The following is a 13,710-nucleotide window of genomic DNA, read 5'->3' as shown; positions in this document are numbered from 1 at the left end:
GACAAGTTAAAAGCCAAGCGCGGCTCAGCTTGCCGCTTGTAGCTTGCAACTGTCGTTAAGCCTTTGTCGAAAAACGATAACCGGTGCCGCGCACGGTTTGTACCAGATTCTCGTAGGCATCGCCGAGGGCTTTGCGCAGGCGTCGGATGTGTACGTCCACGGTGCGTTCCTCGACATACACATTGCCGCCCCACACCTGGTCCAGCAGTTGGCCGCGGGTGTAGGCGCGCTCCTGGTGGGTCATGAAGAATTGCAGCAGGCGGTATTCGGTCGGGCCCATCTCGGCAGGCTTGCCGTCGATGGTTACGCGGTGGCTGATCGGGTCCAGCAGCAAGCCACCGACTTCGATCGGCGCTTCGCCATCGGTCGGACCGGCACGCCGCAGCACGGCCTTGAGGCGCGCCACCAGCTCCCGAGGGGAAAACGGCTTGGTGATGTAGTCGTCGGCGCCGACTTCCAGGCCCTGGATCTTGTTGTCTTCTTCGCCCTTGGCGGTGAGCATGATGATCGGGATATCACCGGTCAGCTCGTCGCGCTTGAGGCGCCGCGCCAGCTCGATGCCGGAAGTGCCAGGCAGCATCCAGTCCAGCAGGATCAGGTCGGGCTTGCGGTCGACGATGATGGCGTGGGCCTGTTGAGAGTTCTCTGCTTCCATGCAGTCATAGCCGGCCATCTCCAACGCAACGGCGATCATCTCGCGAATGGGCGCCTCGTCGTCGACGATCAGAATGCTCCTGCCAACCATGGGGTAATCCTCTTGTCATTTAACTGTCTTGCGCCGCATTAGATAACGGAATTATTGCAGTCGTGTGACAGTTATTTCCTTGAGCGGCAGCGAAGGGGATCTTGGACTACGCTTTTCAGTCCGAATCCTGACAACTGCGAAGGAAGGTTTCCATGGCTTATTACACTCAATCCATCAAGGCGCTGGGGCTGGTGGCTGCGCTGATGTTGCCGGCGATGGCGTTTGCGGCTGGCGAACCGGCAATGGTCAAGGATGGCGTGCTGGTCGATCACAAGGGCATGACCCTTTACACCTATGACAAGGACGACGACAGCAAATCAATGTGCAACGACAAATGCGCCGAGAATTGGCCACCGCTCAAGGCCGAAAGCACCGCCACTCCGTCAGGGGAATGGACCGTGATCACTCGCGATGACGGGGCCTCGCAGTGGGCCTATGACGGCGATCCGCTGTACACCTTCGTCGGCGACAAGAAGGCCGGCGACAAGACGGGCGACGGCAAGGGTGGCGTCTGGAAAATAGCCAAGCCCGACTGACCAGCACCAAACCGCTCTTCGTGGCGAGGGAGCTTGCTCCCGCTGGGTTGCGAAGCGGCCCCAAAAATCTTGCGGTCGCTACGCAACCGAGCGGGAGCAAGCTCCCTCGCCACAGGGTTCTTCTTCATCCCAAACCCAGCGCTCGGCCACAGAACTCAGCGCAACCCGTAATCCAGCACAATCCCCACGAAAATCGCCAACCCGGCCCAATGGTTGTGCAAAAACGCCTTGAAGCAACGCATCCGGTCCTTGCCACGGGTGTACCAGAACTCCCAGGCGAAACATCCCGCAGCGGCCAGTAACCCCAGGTGGAACCAGCCGCCCAGGTTGAATTGAGCCCCAGCCAGCAACAGACAACCCAGCGCCAGGCCTTGCAGCGTCAGAATGATCGCCCGGTCGGCATCGCCAAACAGGATGGCCGTGGACTTCACGCCGATCTTCAGGTCATCGTCCCGGTCGGTCATCGCGTAGTAAGTGTCGTAGCCCACCGTCCACAGCAGGTTGGCGATGTACAACAACCACGCGGCGGCCGGCAGATGGCCGGTTTCGGCGGTGAACGCCATCGGCATGCCCCAGGAAAACGCCGCGCCTAAAACCACTTGCGGGTAATAGGTGTAGCGCTTCATGAACGGATAACTGAACGCCAGGGCCAAGCCGCCCAAGGACAACAGAATCGTCGGCGCATTGGTGCACAGCACCAGCAGGAAGCTCACGCCCATCAGCACCGCAAAGAACACCAGCGCTTCTTTCGAACTGATCTTGCCGCTCACCAGCGGACGCTGTTCGGTGCGTTTGACGTGGCCGTCCACCTTGCGGTCGGCCCAGTCGTTGATCACGCAACCGCCGGCGCGGGTCAGCACCACGCCGAGCACGAAAATCACGATGTTGGCCAGGGAGGGCGAGCCTTCGCCGGCAATCCACAACGCCCACAATGTGGGCCACAGCAGCAGATAGATGCCGATGGGCTTGTCCATGCGGGTCAGTTGCACGAAGTCCCAGGCTCGCGGGTTCAGGCGGTTCAAGGATTTGAGCAATTGCACGTACATCAGCAGTTCTCCGAATAGGCGCGCGCAACGGTCCACAGGCGCGGCAGGAAAATCTCCGCCACCAGCACGCTCAGCGCACCGCGATCGAAACGCGAGCGACGGCCCCACAGCGCGCTGGCGCGAACCTGGGGTGGCAACCATTCGCTCGGGTAGTGACACACCTCGATAGCCCGGCGCTGGAACGCCTGGTCGCAAAACAGCAGCTCACCCAGGGAGCGGCTACCGAGTTCATCCATTTGCAAACCGTCGCCCTGCAAGGCGCTGCGCGCCGCCACGCTACGGGCGAATACCCAAGGCTCGCCGTGGCCGCGCAGGTACACCTCGCGCACCCAGCCCTCGCTGCCGTCGGCCAGATCCAGCGCGGCGCATTCGTCGGCGCGCAACGGCTGCCAGCCCTCGAACAACGGCGTCACGCTGAAATGCTCGTCCGACAGGCCGGCCAGGCGTCGGGTCAGGGATCCGTCGTCGAACAGCCAGTCCAGCACGCAAGCATCTGGACGGGGCGACAGCAGGTGCTGGGGCAGCCATTGGAGTGTAGGAAATTTCGAATTTGTATGCGGCACAGAGGTCTTGATTGGCAGCAAATGAGGCCGCGAGCTTACCATGTCGGTCGGTGATTTTGCCTGAGCGGACCCGCCGCCGCGCGGATCCTGCTTGCATCTGTTGCGAACGATCAGTACAAAACCGCCCTGAGCCGGAAAATACCGGCCAAGGCCTGACATCTTGAGGAAATATTGGAATGAAGAAGTGGCAATGTATCGTCTGCGGCCTGATCTACAACGAAGCTGACGGCTGGCCGGACGATGGCATCGCGCCCGGCACTCTGTGGCAAGACGTACCAGAAGATTGGCTGTGCCCGGACTGCGGCGTCGGCAAAATGGATTTCGAGATGATCGAAATCAACTGATCGTTCCTCAAAGGGAGAGCAACATGAGCGCACCTGTCGTCATCGTCGGTACCGGCCTGGCTGGCTACAACCTGGCCCGGGAGTTTCGCAAGCTCGACAGCGAAACCCCGTTGCTGCTGATTACCGCGGACGATGGTCGTTCCTACTCCAAGCCGATGCTCTCCACGGGTTTCGGCAAGAACAAAGACGCCGACGGCCTGAGCATGGCCGAGCCAGGCGCCATGGCCGAGCAGCTCAAGGCCGAGGTCCGCACCCACACGCGCATCAGCGGCATCGACCCGGGCCACAAGCGCCTGTGGATCGGCGAGGAAGCGGTGAGCTATCGCGACCTGGTCCTGGCCTGGGGCGCCGAAACCGTGCGCGTGCCCGTGCAGGGCGACGCGGCGGACTTGATCTTCCCCATCAACGATCTCGAAGACTACGCACGCTTTCGCGCCGCCGCCGCTGGCAAGCGCCGGGTGTTGCTGCTCGGCGCCGGCCTGATCGGCTGCGAATTCGCCAACGACCTGATCCTGGGCGGCTACGAAGTGCAGCTGGTAGCGCCATGCGAACAAGTCATGCCGACGCTGTTGCACCCGGCCGCCGCCGCAGCGGTGCAAGCGGGTTTGGAAAGCCTGGGCGCGCGTTTCCACTTGGGGCCGGTGCTCAATCGCCTGCAACGGGTGGCCGACGGATTGGAGGCGCACCTGTCGGACGGCCAAGTGATCGCTTGCGATCTCGTCGTCTCGGCCATCGGCCTGCGCCCACGCATCGACCTGGCAGCGGCCGCCGGGCTGGTGATCAATCGCGGCGTGGTGGTTGATCGTCAGCTGAAAACGTCTCACGCCAACATCTACGCCCTGGGCGACTGCGCCGAAGTCGATGGCCTGAACCTGCTCTACGTTATGCCGCTGATGAGCTGCGCTCGCGCCCTGGCCCAGACCCTGGCCGGCAACCCGACCGCTGTCAGCTACGGCGCCATGCCGATCACGGTGAAGACCCCGGTTTGCCCGTTGGTGGTCTCGCCGCCACCACGGGGTAGCGAAGGCGTGTGGAGCGTCGAAGGGCAGGGCGCCGACATCAAGGCCTTGTGCCGCGACGCCCAAGGCAACCTGCTGGGTTATGCCCTAACGGGCGCGGCGGCCATGGAGAAACTGGCGCTGAACAAGCAGCTTCCGGCACTACTGGCGTAAACGCCGGTCGTTCTGTCGTAAATACCCTGCTTTTGAAGCGACAAAGGCCCGTCGGACACTGGCGCCGGTTGCGGCCCCGTGCCATCCTCACTCCCGTCTGCCGCAGAGTAGAGCCTGCGGCGCCTTAGGGGTTGTTCCGAAGAGAACAGCACGGACATAACAACAAAAAAACCGTCAAAGGGGCTTCATTCATGCGTAAACCAGAACTCGCTGCCGCCATCGCGGAAAAAGCAGACCTCACCAAAGAACAAGCCAACCGCGTCCTCAACGCCGTCCTCGAAGAAATCACCGGCGCCCTGCACCGCAAGGACAGCGTCACGCTCGTCGGCTTCGGCACCTTCCTGCAACGCCACCGCGGCGCCCGCACCGGCAAGAACCCACAAACCGGCGAGCCAGTGAAGATCAAGGCCAGCAACACCGTTGCGTTCAAGCCAGGCAAGTCGTTGAAGGACAGCGTTAACCCGTAATTGCGGGGAGTACCTCTGTCGAGGGAAGAAAGCGGCGACAAAAAGGCATACCGATGAATCGATATGCCTTTTTTTGTGCCTGTGTCTCGTCCTGAATAAGGTTTACACCTTCTGACCTATCCTCAGGAGGAACCAATGGAATCAGGAAAAAGGCGCAGTCAGCGTGACTACACGCTGGGCTTTAAATTGGCGGTCGTCGATCAAGTTGAAAAGGGCGAACTGAGTTATAAAGAGGCTCAACGGCGTTATGGGATTCAGGGTCGGTCGACTGTGTTGGTGTGGTTACGCAAGCATGGACGGCAGGACTGGAGTCAAGGCGCCTCCATCCGTGCCCAGAGGAACCGACCGATGGCCGAGCCAAATTTGCCGCTGACACCAGAGCAGCGAATCAAGGAGCTGGAAGAAAAGCTGGCCCTTGCCAACCAGAAAGCCCAATTTTTTGAAGCTGTCGTTGACGTGCTGAAAAACGATTACGGTGTTTCTGTCGTAAAAAAGCGATCCGGCAAGTCCTCACCCAAGGGCAAATCGAAGGCCTGAGCATTACCAGGGCTTGCCAGTTTCTAGGCATCTCTCGGCAGGCCTACTACAAGCGCAATCGAGCTTACGACGCACAAGCCAGACATACGCAAAGAGTGCTGGGATTTGTATTGGAGACTCGTCTTGAAATGCCCCGGTTGGGCACTCGTAAGCTGCATGGCCTTATGCAAGCCGAACCTGAACTGACGCGAACGGTAGGTCGAGATCGGTTGTTCGCTATCTTGCGAGACCATCGACAACTGGTCCTACGCAAACGCGCTTATCACAAGACTACCGATAGTCATCATCGCTTCCGTCGACATCCGAATCGGCTCAAACCCGGCCCTGACCAAGTCACTGCCACGGGTCCTGAACAGGTATGGGTAGCAGATATAACCTACTTGCCTACCGAACAAAGCGTCGCTTATGTGAGCCTGGTCACTGATGCGTTCTCGCGCAAAATAGTCGGCCATCATGTGCATGAAAGCCTGCATACCGAGTCAGTCATCCAGGCAATGACCAAAGCCCTTCGGCATCGAAGAAGCAATCAGCCGCTGGTACATCACTCTGATCGGGGCTCGCAATACTGTTCTGATCTCTACCAGAGGCTGCATGCCAAGCACGGCATCAAATGCTCGATGACTGATGGCTATGACTGCTACCAGAACGCCCTAGCGGAACGGGTGAATGGGATTCTGAAAACGGAGTTTCTTTTACACCGTCCCAAAGACCTTGCCCAAGCCAAGCGCATGGTCGAGGAGTCGATAGAAATTTATAACCGTAAGCGACCTCATTTGGCTCTGAAATACAAAACGCCCGATGCGGTGCATCGGGCGCTTTGAGATGAAACAGGTGTAAACCTATTTCAGGACTAGACACTGAGTAAATCGTGGCGCAGCGGTTAGCGCGGATCGACGTTGTTCAACACTCGGTTCGCCAGTAACGAACTCAGCTCGGTCAGTTGCTGGATGCCTAGGAGAAAGTGGCGGTGCGCGCCATCCAGGTCGAAGGCCAGGGTGCTGACCATCGCGTCAGCGGAGGCCAGGGTTTCGCTGAGGTTGGCCAGCAGGCATTCGTTGTCCATGTCTTGTACGACAGTGAACAGCTGGCCGGATTGAGGGGGTTCTTCGGGCTTTTCCGGTTTGGGCGCCAGGTAATAATCCAGCGCGCGCTTGGCGGCTTCGTCGAGTTTCTTGGCGTTGAGGCCGTCGAGGTACGGAGAGTTGGGATCTGCTTTTGGAGGATTCGGAGTTATTTTGAACATCGTTACGCTACCTCTGATTTAGTAGGCCGCAACCGTCTCGCTACTAAACGAAAGGAGGCAGCTGTGCGCAAGTTAGTAGACCGGTAGAGGCAACGGAACCCGGCGCGCCCGAAGGCGCCTTGCGCACAACCACCATCGAGTGCAGGCAATGCCTGACTGATGAGACTCATGCAGCCGTTGCTATTACCGGGCTACTAAACCCGACCACTGATGGGCAGTGGCAGGAAGACGATAGGCCCCCGGGGGCAAGGCGCACAAGCCGGCGGATTCTGGCGTAGTTGTAGGCAAAGGCGCAAGGATGCGTAGCTTGGCGGAAGAGGGAGACTCAGGATGAATTTTGTTCTGACGGATGCCCCCGATTCGTGGCGAGGGAGCTTGCTCCCGCTCGGCGGCGCAGCCGTCGTAGGCCGGTTGATGCGGTTTGTCTGTAGGAACGCGCCGGGCCTTTTGGGGCGGCTTTGCCACCCAGCAGGAGCAAGCTCCCTCGCCACGGATCCGGGGTTGCTGGTGGAACTCGGGCGGCAAAATTGAGACCGGCGTCATGGCCTCGAAAACGGCCTCTTCAGGCACCTTGATTGTTACCCTCCATTGCTTGAAGATCTGCCGCTCGTTCAAGCCTCCCTCTTGCCTGGAAAACGACCCGGATCATGACGCTCTATCGCCTCCACGAAGCCGATCTCGACATCCCTGACACCTGGCAGGACCAGAGCATCAACATCTTCAAGTTGCCAGCCGTCGGCGGCGCCAAGGAAGCCAGCTTTGTCATCAGTCGCGACCCGAGCCGAGGCGATACGCCGTTCAACGATTATGTCGATCAACAACTGGCCAGCGCCGAGCAGCAACTGCCTGGGTTCAAGCTGATCAAGCGTTGGGATTTTTTCCTCCACGAACATGCCGCCGTGCTGCTCGATTACACCTGGCAGCGCGAAGGGCGAGAGCTGATGCTGCGCCAGGTGTTCATCGATCGCCAACCCGTAGGGCTGATCACCACGTTGACCACGACGCCGGGTGATCTGGTGCATCACGAACCCGCCTGGAAAGCCGCCATGCATTCCTTCAAGGTCTTGTCCGCGACCGCCTGATCAATCTCCGGAAGACCCTAACGCGATGGATATGCTGGCCGCTGCGCGCCTCGGCGACGAAATAGCCCACGGTTTCGGTGTCGCCGCGATGGTGGCGGGCGCCGTTGCCGGTGCGTTGATCGGCGCGGCGGTGGTGGCGGCCACGGTCGCGACCGGGGGCGTGGCGCTGGCGATCATGGCGGGCTCGATTGCCGCCGGCGGCTTGTCGATGTTCCAGATACTCAAAGGCCTGAACACCATTTTCAATTTGCCCGAGCCCACGACGGGCGCGTTGATCATGGGCAGCCTCAACGTCCACATCAACCGGCGCAACGCCATGCGCGCCGGCGTCGACGTGTCGGCGGGGTGTACGGGCCTGCCGATGAACCATCCGATCTGGCCGTTCCCGGTGCTGATCGCCGAGGGCAGCGCCACCGTCTATATCAACGGCAAGCCAGCGGCGCGCTTGCAGAGCAAAATGGTCTGCGGCGCCCACATCAAGACCGGCAGCCCCAATACGTTTATTGGCGGGCCGACGATCTCGGTGGCGTTTGTCCTCGACATCGAAGGGTGGCTGCACACCGGCCTCGAAGCCTTGGGGCTGGTCGCCATGGGCGCGGCGGCCGTACTGGCGGCGATGGCCGGCGCGGCGGCGTTTGCAGGCTTCGTGGTGATTGGCGGCGCCATGATGGGCGGCATGGCCTTGCTGGGCGATTTGGGTGATCGCCTCGGGCCGGGTTATCGCGACTTGCTCCAGGGCATCGCGGGTATGGCGCTGCTGGGGCTGGGGCCGAAAATGGCCCGCCTCGGCGCAGCGCCCAAACCTCGCGTCGCGGCGTACAAGCCGGGCACCACCGACGCCGATATCATGGCGATTCCCAAGGGCAGTCGGCCGCCACCGAGCGACTACCTCGAAGGCCCGTATATCGACAAGCACCTCAAGACCTTCGAGGACGAGGGCGGCAGTTTCCTTTTCACCACCGACGACATCGCCAACCCGAAATATGGCTCGTTCAACCCGAACAAATTCGTCATGGCAAAATCCGACCTCAGCGCGGTGGTAACCGAGTACAAGAAAACCGGCGACGTTTCGGTGCTGGAGTCAGCCCTGGGGTACGATCCGGGATCGCTGGTGGGCAAGGACATCTACATGCTGAGCCTGGACAAACCCAAGGTGTTGATGCCGACCGGTAACGAAGGCGGCGTGAACTCGCTCTGGCGCCCCGGTGGCCTGACCCATCCGGGCGGCATGCGCGAAGCGGTGCTGGACAACGTACCGATCTTCCACGGCAATGACATCAACGCACTGATGAAGGCCCAAGACGTTGTGAGAATCCCATGAGTAATCCGCAAGACAACGTGCTGCTGTTGGCGCTGGCCAATGACGAGTTGGACAAATTCCTGGTGGGCGAGCCGTTCTACTTTCTCGAAGCCAAGACTGACAACGACGAGCCACAAAACGTCGTGGCCGCGTTCGACCAACTGATCATGCCGTACTGGCGCCAGACCCACGACGCCAGCTTTCCCCCGCGTTTCGTGGCGGCCCTGCTGACGATGCTGGCGACGTACCCAGACCGCACGCGGGCGATCTACATCGCCGCCGATTGGGTCTGGTATTACCGCTTCTGCCAGGACAAACAGCGCCAACAGCCGCTCGGCCCGTATGGCGATCTGTTCGACGTGGACATGGGCAGCGTCGCCGTAGCGCTCAAGCGACTGCTGGAAAACCACAAGGCTGAACTGGTCGCCGACACCCGCTGGGCCGGCGCGGCGTGGAACAGCCCGGACTGCATGTGGACGCCGCTGATGCGGTCGGCGGTGATGGTGCGGGACAAGTTGGGTGGGCCGGATTTTGTGCCGGGGAATATTTGACGAACGCCAATGGATTTAACGGTCTGAGCTGACCGTCGGCGTCGACAACCTGCAGGGGAGTTGGGTTACAGATGTCGACGCTCGTTGATTCGTGGCAAGGGATTGCTTCCTCGCCAGAACGGGTTACATGTAACGGTTAACGCGGGTCAACGTTTTGCAGCGCCCGGTTCGCCAGCAACGTGCTCAGCTCGATCAATTGCTGGATGCCTAGGAGAAAGTGGCGGTGCGCGCCATCCAGGTCGAAGGCCAGGGTGCTGACCATCGCGTCTGCGGAGGCCAGGGTTTCGCTGAGGTTGGCCAGTAGGCATTCGTTGTCCATGTCTTGTACGACAGTGAATAGCTGGCCGGGTTGAGGGGTTTCTTCGGGCTTTTCCGGTTTGGGCGCCAGGTAATAATCCAATGCGCGCTGGGCGGCTTCGTCGAGCTTTTTGGCGTTGAGGCCGTCGAGGTACGGAGAGTTGGGATCTGCTTTTGGAGGGTTTGGAGTTATTTTGAACATATGCATTATTCCTTCTAGTAGGCCGCAACCATCTCGCTACTAAACGAAGGGGTGGCAGCTGTGCGCAAGTTAGTAGACCGGTGGAAAACACATAAAAGCCCGGCGCGCCCGAAGGCGCCATGCGCACAGCCACCATCGAGTGCAGGCAAGGCCTGACTGATGAGACTCATGCAACCGTTATGTATTTCCAACCAGGGCTACTAAACCCGACCACTGATGGGCAGTGGCAGGAAGACAATAGGCCCCGGGGGCAAGGCGCACAAGCCGGCGGATTCTGGCGTAGTTGTAGGCAAAGGCGCAAGGATTCGTAGCTCGGCGGAGGCGTGGCGGTTGGGAGTTAAACAATGCTGTAGGGCTTTGCTGAATCAAGGCGCGGAGGCTTGCTCCCGCACGTCTAAAGTAAGAAGGCAGAGCCTCGCCTCGGTTGCCACACCTCAGATTGTTAGAAACAGAAGTAACAGTATTGTTATGCCATATGTTGCGGCGCATAACTCTGTTTCGAAAGGTCCTCGGGCCTCCTTGCGGCCAAGACCGGATGTTTGGGAAGCGGGATTATGACGAACAGCAATAAGCCGGAATACTGCACGATCTGTAGACGCTTACTCGACAACCCAGCAGGTCCGCTATCAGGCAATTGCGGCGGAGATTGCTGGGGATGCATAGGCGCTATCGAGGCGGAAATGGGATGCGCAGAGTCGCTCGCCTACGTACGCAAAGAATACGAGGCAGGACTTCGGCCTGGCTGGATTGATCCATTCAAGCCCCGATTTGGAACCTGCGTTACGACCGCTTCGGGTCGTTTTCTGCCTCTCGCGACCGGCGGAAAACGGCGAGAAGAAGACATTCAGCCCAGAGCTGCTTACGGCTCAAACTAGCCGGTCACAGCGACTGTCAAACCAGAGGAAATTCAATTATGCGTCTAGGGACATTTGGATGCCCCGGCATCTGCAATTAAGTAATGGGAATAATGCCCCTCCTATGTTATGTACATGGGGCGAAGCCGTCTGCCTTGACAAGGGGGAAAGCTGCTTTCCCTTCCCGTGCTAGCAAAATGAGGCTTAGTTTGTTTCGTTTTTTTGTGGGAAAAGCAACGTTACAATCAGATAAATCGCTACATTGAAGGTATACCTTATTTACTTTCAATAACAAACTCATGGAGAAGAGTGTGCCACTCATAAAAACTGATACTTTCAGACTGGCCGTAAAAAATGTTGCCAAATTTGGTGATACCGATATATTCCCGTATCCCATCGAAAATCACATATTCAATGACAAAGCTGATGGAGTTATCGCCGTCCTAGAAAGCATTGATAAGGATTTTGATGCCGCAGTAAAAAACATTCCGATTTTGACGGCAAAAAATCTGTCTGTGGTCGGGTATAGCGGATTCAGATGGGGGACACAGATAGATCCGATTTGGAATGTATATTTGCTTGCTCTAGTGCTAACGATTGCAGAGCAGATCGAGTCCAAAAGGTTAGGTTCTGATATGGTTTTTTCTTATCGATTTAAACCAGACAAAGATACGGGGTCCTTATTTGATAAGGAGGTTGGATGGCAGAAATTTCAGCATGCATCGGTTGCACACGCGCATGACAATACTTACGTACTTCGGTGCGACATATCAGACTTTTACCCAAGAATCTATCACCATCGATTGGAGAATGCACTTAAGAAAGCCACCAGCAATGGCGATATCATAAAACGCATCATGACAATACTCCAATCGATATCTGATAATGTTTCATATGGTTTACCCGTAGGAGGAGCTGCTGCGAGGATACTCAGTGAGCTTCTATTGAACAGAGTTGATCGACTCCTAGTAAGCGAGTCAATAACTTTTTGTCGTTTTGTGGACGACTTTGTTATTTTTGCCAAAAATAAGGAAGAAGCATATTCTGCATTGATTTCGCTTAATGACCTGCTTTTAACGAATGAAGGCTTGTCGCTACAAAAAACAAAAACAAGAATAATGACTTCAAAGGAGTTTTTATCCACCTCCGAATTTTCAGCCCCCGAGGAGCATGAAGCTGAGCGCGATACAGAGGAACGAGCATTTAGACGTCTTCGCGTCTATTTCGATCCTTACTCCCAAACTGCCGAAAGCGACTATGAGCAACTCAAGGCTGAACTATCAAAATTTGATATTGTTGGCATGCTAGGTCGGGAGCTTTCTAAAAGTCGTATTGACGAAGGACTCTCCAGAAGACTGATATCTGCATTGAAGCATTTGAAGCCGGCTGTACAAAATGACGCTGTTAAATCCCTTATAAATAGCCTGGATCTTTTATACCCTATATATCCAGCGGTAATGCTCCTGTGTCGCGGACTGCTTGACACACTGGAGCCTAATGTAAAAGAAGAGCTTTTTTTAAAGCTAAGGGGGCTTATTTCTTCTAGATCTTATATAACCCAAGTGCCAACAAATTTGTCGTACACGCTTAGAGTGCTTTCCGGTGATTTTTCAGAAGAATCGGAAAGGCTGCTGTCATTACTTTATAAGCAGCCTTTAAGTATGATGATAAAGCGGGACATCATATTAATGATGGCGCATCGAGGCGCGGATCATTGGATATCAAACTGCCGAAAAAGTTATTCTACGCTAACGGTCTGGGAACGTAGAGCCATGTTGATTAGTTCTTATATACTTGAGGATGAGGGAAAGCATTGGCGTGACTCTGTAAAGCATGATCTGAATGATTTTGAGAAGCTAATACTCACCTGGGCAGCAGACTCAAAGCAAAAGAACCCTCAAGGCTGGAGAGTCCCGGTATGATATCTGAACAGCACTTTTCTTCCAGCTTTACATCGTTATGGCACGAAATCATACCTCTCGCCGATACTTATTGGCGTCGGGAAAATTTAAAAGTTGTTCGCCAATTATTGCCGATTGATAATGTGGCCCCGGTAAATTTAAGAGGATTTCTAAACGAATTAGCATTCGAAACCTTCAGCCGGGCTAGAGTCGCTGGCGTGCAGCCTAAGAGCGAAGTGATACTGTCAGTTGCCCAGGAATGTATCGAGAGCGTTGCTGGATATATCTTAAGAATCACGAAGGATCAAGGGTCGGTTGCATTATTTCTTGACGATTTGTGCAAGAAAGAAATCTTTGGTTTGACTCGCAATTTAATGCTGACCTTCCCTGACAGTAAGGACTTTCATACTAGGCCGAAATTCTCTGGCTGTGGCGTGGTATCTGCTTGCGAAGGAGATTTGATATATAAAGACTGCCTTTATGAAATCAAGGCAGGAGACAGAGGTTTTAGGGTGAGCGATGTTAAGCAGCTTTTAATATATTCCAGCTTAGCTTTTTCGAAGGGGGAATTAAATTTTTCAAAAGTTGGTCTGTTCAATCCTCGGAATGGATATTACTGGGAGCGCACTTTAGACAGGCTATGCGTAGAGCTAAGCGGTATGCGTGCGAGTGATGTGCTGTCGAACATTGCGGGCAGTATGACTCAGCTTGCGATCTCTAGATGAAGTATTACTGATCTGCCTAAGAGTGTTGCACGATCAGGTGAATATGTGAATCGCCCATCTATTTTAGACGTTTACAAACGTTAGCCTCTGGCCGATTCCTGTCTGTGACTACTGGGAGGAAGCGGCAGAAGGAGGATAATTATCC

15 protein-coding genes are annotated in these 13,710 nt (G+C 56.6%); 10 read left to right on the top strand and 5 right to left on the bottom strand.

All coding sequences use genetic code 11. The features are described from left to right. Window positions 1-55: 55 nt before the first annotated feature. Complete coding sequence (gene phoB, locus J3P82_RS25395) at window positions 56-745, bottom strand: phosphate regulon transcriptional regulator PhoB (protein WP_003177195.1); 690 nt, start codon at window positions 743-745, stop codon at window positions 56-58. Window positions 746-897: 152 nt separating this feature from the next. Here phoB and J3P82_RS25390 point away from each other — a divergent pair, with 152 nt between their 5' ends. Then, a complete protein-coding gene (locus J3P82_RS25390) occupies window positions 898-1,281 on the top strand; it encodes a COG4315 family predicted lipoprotein (protein WP_434559546.1) in 384 nt (127 codons plus the stop codon). A gap of 155 nt (window positions 1,282-1,436) precedes the next feature. On the opposite strand, the gene ubiA is transcribed toward J3P82_RS25390, so the two are convergent. Together ubiA and J3P82_RS25380 are read right to left on the bottom strand one after the other, a co-directional pair. After that, window positions 1,437-2,327, bottom strand: a complete 891-nt coding sequence (gene ubiA / locus J3P82_RS25385; protein ID WP_434559544.1) for a 4-hydroxybenzoate octaprenyltransferase — start codon at window positions 2,325-2,327, stop codon at window positions 1,437-1,439. Next, window positions 2,327-2,890: a chorismate--pyruvate lyase family protein gene (locus J3P82_RS25380; RefSeq protein WP_434559542.1), complete on the bottom strand. Its 564-nt coding sequence runs from the start codon at window positions 2,888-2,890 to the stop codon at window positions 2,327-2,329. The genes ubiA and J3P82_RS25380 overlap by 1 nt, the downstream gene beginning before the upstream one ends. A gap of 176 nt (window positions 2,891-3,066) precedes the next feature. On the opposite strand from J3P82_RS25380, the gene J3P82_RS25375 reads away from it, so the two are divergent. From J3P82_RS25375 to J3P82_RS25360, 4 genes are all read left to right on the top strand, one after another. Further along, window positions 3,067-3,234 carry a rubredoxin gene (locus J3P82_RS25375; protein WP_003437744.1) on the top strand — a complete coding sequence of 56 codons (168 nt, stop codon included), beginning with the start codon at window positions 3,067-3,069 and terminating at the stop codon, window positions 3,232-3,234. A 23-nt stretch (window positions 3,235-3,257) separates the two neighbouring features. Further along, window positions 3,258-4,406 (top strand): NAD(P)/FAD-dependent oxidoreductase, encoded by a 1,149-nt coding sequence (locus tag J3P82_RS25370; protein ID WP_434559540.1) that lies wholly within the window; start codon window positions 3,258-3,260, stop codon window positions 4,404-4,406. 191 nt (window positions 4,407-4,597) lie between these two features. Then, window positions 4,598-4,873: an HU family DNA-binding protein gene (locus J3P82_RS25365; RefSeq protein WP_003213368.1), complete on the top strand. Its 276-nt coding sequence runs from the start codon at window positions 4,598-4,600 to the stop codon at window positions 4,871-4,873. A gap of 135 nt (window positions 4,874-5,008) precedes the next feature. Continuing rightward, window positions 5,009-6,231, top strand: a protein-coding gene (locus tag J3P82_RS25360; RefSeq protein ID WP_434557930.1) for an IS3 family transposase whose coding sequence is annotated in 2 segments (ribosomal slippage) — window positions 5,009-5,360 and window positions 5,360-6,231 — 1,224 coding nt in all. Because the reading frame shifts where the segments join, the coding sequence is not laid out codon by codon here. Window positions 6,232-6,290: 59 nt separating this feature from the next. On the opposite strand, the gene J3P82_RS25355 is transcribed toward J3P82_RS25360, so the two are convergent. Further along, entirely contained in the window at window positions 6,291-6,653 is a 363-nt protein-coding gene (locus J3P82_RS25355) for a DUF6124 family protein (protein ID WP_434559538.1), read from the bottom strand. 647 nt (window positions 6,654-7,300) lie between these two features. Here J3P82_RS25355 and J3P82_RS25350 point away from each other — a divergent pair. The 3 genes from J3P82_RS25350 to J3P82_RS25340 are packed head-to-tail and all read left to right on the top strand — an operon-like array spanning window position 7,301 to window position 9,586. Beyond that, a complete protein-coding gene (locus J3P82_RS25350; protein WP_434559536.1) occupies window positions 7,301-7,735 on the top strand; it encodes a DcrB-related protein in 435 nt (144 codons plus the stop codon). A 25-nt stretch (window positions 7,736-7,760) separates the two neighbouring features. Next, window positions 7,761-9,056, top strand: coding sequence for a PAAR domain-containing protein (locus tag J3P82_RS25345; RefSeq protein WP_434559534.1), 1,296 nt, complete (start codon window positions 7,761-7,763; stop codon window positions 9,054-9,056). After that, the gene (locus J3P82_RS25340; protein WP_434559532.1) at window positions 9,053-9,586 is read left to right on the top strand and encodes a hypothetical protein; all 534 of its coding nucleotides are present in this window, start codon (window positions 9,053-9,055) and stop codon (window positions 9,584-9,586) included. The genes J3P82_RS25345 and J3P82_RS25340 overlap by 4 nt, the downstream gene beginning before the upstream one ends. A gap of 136 nt (window positions 9,587-9,722) precedes the next feature. Here J3P82_RS25340 and J3P82_RS25335 read toward each other — a convergent pair whose 3' ends face one another. Then, window positions 9,723-10,085, bottom strand: a complete 363-nt coding sequence (locus tag J3P82_RS25335) for a DUF6124 family protein (RefSeq protein ID WP_434559530.1) — start codon at window positions 10,083-10,085, stop codon at window positions 9,723-9,725. Between the two features lie 1,165 nt (window positions 10,086-11,250). Here J3P82_RS25335 and J3P82_RS25330 point away from each other — a divergent pair. Together J3P82_RS25330 and J3P82_RS25325 are read left to right on the top strand one after the other, a co-directional pair. After that, on the top strand, window positions 11,251-12,861 hold the full coding sequence (locus J3P82_RS25330) for an RNA-directed DNA polymerase (RefSeq protein WP_434559528.1): 1,611 nt from the start codon (window positions 11,251-11,253) through the stop codon (window positions 12,859-12,861). Continuing rightward, window positions 12,858-13,565, top strand: a complete 708-nt coding sequence (locus tag J3P82_RS25325) for a hypothetical protein (protein ID WP_434559526.1) — start codon at window positions 12,858-12,860, stop codon at window positions 13,563-13,565. The genes J3P82_RS25330 and J3P82_RS25325 overlap by 4 nt, the downstream gene beginning before the upstream one ends. Window positions 13,566-13,710: the final 145 nt, after the last annotated feature.

The organism is Pseudomonas sp. Z4-20, from assembly GCF_051131955.1.
In the GTDB taxonomy this organism is placed as follows: domain Bacteria; phylum Pseudomonadota; class Gammaproteobacteria; order Pseudomonadales; family Pseudomonadaceae; genus Aquipseudomonas; species Aquipseudomonas marvdashtae.
Note: the sequence above shows the minus strand (reverse complement) of the source record. Positions and strands in the feature narration are given on the sequence as shown.

What these genes read in the sequence shown, in the direction of transcription:
- phoB (WP_003177195.1), bottom strand. Translation starts at nt 745, where the DNA reads ATGGTTGGCAGGAGCATTCTGATCGTCGACGACGAGGCGCCCATTCGC.
- J3P82_RS25350 (WP_434559536.1), top strand. Translation starts at nt 7,301, where the DNA reads ATGACGCTCTATCGCCTCCACGAAGCCGATCTCGACATCCCTGACACC.
- J3P82_RS25375 (WP_003437744.1), top strand. Translation starts at nt 3,067, where the DNA reads ATGAAGAAGTGGCAATGTATCGTCTGCGGCCTGATCTACAACGAAGCT.
- ubiA (WP_434559544.1), bottom strand. Translation starts at nt 2,327, where the DNA reads ATGTACGTGCAATTGCTCAAATCCTTGAACCGCCTGAACCCGCGAGCC.
- J3P82_RS25345 (WP_434559534.1), top strand. Translation starts at nt 7,761, where the DNA reads ATGGATATGCTGGCCGCTGCGCGCCTCGGCGACGAAATAGCCCACGGT.
- J3P82_RS25365 (WP_003213368.1), top strand. Translation starts at nt 4,598, where the DNA reads ATGCGTAAACCAGAACTCGCTGCCGCCATCGCGGAAAAAGCAGACCTC.
- J3P82_RS25355 (WP_434559538.1), bottom strand. Translation starts at nt 6,653, where the DNA reads ATGTTCAAAATAACTCCGAATCCTCCAAAAGCAGATCCCAACTCTCCG.
- J3P82_RS25390 (WP_434559546.1), top strand. Translation starts at nt 898, where the DNA reads ATGGCTTATTACACTCAATCCATCAAGGCGCTGGGGCTGGTGGCTGCG.
- J3P82_RS25340 (WP_434559532.1), top strand. Translation starts at nt 9,053, where the DNA reads ATGAGTAATCCGCAAGACAACGTGCTGCTGTTGGCGCTGGCCAATGAC.
- J3P82_RS25370 (WP_434559540.1), top strand. Translation starts at nt 3,258, where the DNA reads ATGAGCGCACCTGTCGTCATCGTCGGTACCGGCCTGGCTGGCTACAAC.
- J3P82_RS25325 (WP_434559526.1), top strand. Translation starts at nt 12,858, where the DNA reads ATGATATCTGAACAGCACTTTTCTTCCAGCTTTACATCGTTATGGCAC.
- J3P82_RS25335 (WP_434559530.1), bottom strand. Translation starts at nt 10,085, where the DNA reads ATGTTCAAAATAACTCCAAACCCTCCAAAAGCAGATCCCAACTCTCCG.